The 1,678-nt window shown below is 51.8% G+C and carries 2 protein-coding genes; both read left to right on the top strand.

The window, feature by feature from the left end:
• Positions 1–98: 98 nt before the first annotated feature.
• Complete coding sequence (locus tag ABNS04_RS12485) at positions 99–1,151, top strand: tetratricopeptide repeat protein (RefSeq protein ID WP_348671617.1); 1,053 nt, start codon at positions 99–101, stop codon at positions 1,149–1,151.
• Positions 1,148–1,630, top strand: coding sequence for a hypothetical protein (locus ABNS04_RS12480; RefSeq protein WP_348671616.1), 483 nt, complete (start codon positions 1,148–1,150; stop codon positions 1,628–1,630). Before ABNS04_RS12485 ends, ABNS04_RS12480 begins: the two co-directional genes overlap by 4 nt.
• Positions 1,631–1,678: the final 48 nt, after the last annotated feature.

Below are 1,678 nucleotides of genomic sequence, written 5' to 3'. Positions count from 1 at the left end.
GATGAGCGCGCACAGCCACTATCAGTCAATGGTCGTGAGTTTACTGACGATGTGGTAGACACGGCTGAATTCGCCGACTTAGTATCGGAGGGTCAGCAATGATGTTAAACGCGTTGATTTTGATGTCGGGCCTTGTCAGCGCACCATCGGATCAAAGCGACGTACTGTGGCAGCCTCAGGCTGCCGCAGTGCCTACCGATATCACACAAGCTGAAGCGGCATTACAAAAGCATCCCGAAAACATTCATTTGGCCTCAGCGTTGTTGACTGGATACCTTCGCGAGGCACGTATCGAGCAAGGTCATCACTATCTTAATCTGGCGAATAAGCTCATCGCCGACGTGGGATCTGACCACTCGCAACGCGATTGGCTCATCGCCATCGCTGATACATTGCAGTATCAACATCAGTTTGCCGAGGCGCGCACCGTACTTAATCGCGTGCTCGAAGAATCTCCGCGCGATGTGCAAGCTCAGCTTATGTTGGCGCGCATCGCACTCACCTTAAACGAAACAGACAATGCCAAACAGCATTGCACCGATTTAATGGGCAGCGCCGCGTTGGGTGTTGTTTCAACCTGTCTACTCGAAGTGCAAGGACGGTCAGGAAACCTTGAGCGCGCCTATACGCGTTTAACACAATTGCACGAACAACAGCCGGGTCAGGCACAATCAGCCATTGCGCACTGGCGGCTACAAATCCTAACGGAGCAAGCTTTGCTGTTAGGTGATTATCAAGCAGCTCAGCGATGGACTGCATCGATGCCAACACCTCTAAACGTGGTCGATAAAAAAAGACGCTTAGACAGCTACTTATGGGATACCGATGCGCAAGTCCCGGATGCACTCATGCTCGACTGCAAGCAAACGCCCGTTGATAGCATCACTATTCGCTTAGCCTGGGCTGAAAAGCGTAATCAAGAGGGCCATTGTTGGCAGGACTATGCGCGTGAGCGGATGCAACTACGCGTGATGCGCGACGAAAAGCTGCACAGCGCCGATATTGCCTATTATTTTACCTATGTTGAGCCCGATGCCGAGCAAGCACGCTATTGGGCACAGCAAAATATAGAAGTGGCACAAGAACCGTTCGATTATCGTTTACTCTCTGCAGCGAACGCGCTGCAACCGACGCAGGAGTCTGCACCATGAGCTCGATTCGCTTTATTTTGTTGTCACTGGTTTTGCTAGTGGGCGTGGTGCCTACAGGTATGGCACATACGTTTAGTACTTCATTTATTAATCTCAAGTCGCAAGCCGACGGCTTGCAGATTCGTTGGCAACTAACGTTCCACGATCTACTGGCATTGAATCAAACCTGGATGCCTGAGGATCGTATTAGTGGTGAAATGCTGAATCAAAATCTAGACAAGTTACAGCTGTTCGCGCAAAAGACACTGACCATCCAAGCGCACTCAGAGCCGTGTAAGCTCACACTGGATACAGACACACCTTGGTCAACCATGACCTTCGCCCGTGAGCAATACATTGTATTGGAAATGACCAGCGACTGCCCGCGCGACAAACTATCGAAGCTCGCCGTCAACGACATCTGGCAAGAATTACCCGACCACAAAATAATCGTCGAAAACACCACCCTCGACCAACACCCCCCCCACATCACCCCGTAGCGTGCGCCTTTGGCGCACGGGGGATCCCCCCACACCGGCGTAGCGTGC

It is taken from the genome of uncultured Idiomarina sp. (genome assembly GCF_964010655.1).
GTDB classification, from domain to species: Bacteria; Pseudomonadota; Gammaproteobacteria; order Enterobacterales; family Alteromonadaceae; genus Idiomarina; species Idiomarina baltica.
The sequence above is the reverse complement of the archived record's forward strand: the minus strand, read 5'-3'. Positions and strand labels throughout refer to the sequence as shown.

Bases quoted from the DNA above. Each gene is read 5' to 3' on its own strand.
- ABNS04_RS12480 (WP_348671616.1), top strand. From the start codon at position 1,148: ATGAGCTCGATTCGCTTTATTTTGTTGTCACTGGTTTTGCTAGTGGGC.
- ABNS04_RS12485 (WP_348671617.1), top strand. From the start codon at position 99: ATGATGTTAAACGCGTTGATTTTGATGTCGGGCCTTGTCAGCGCACCA.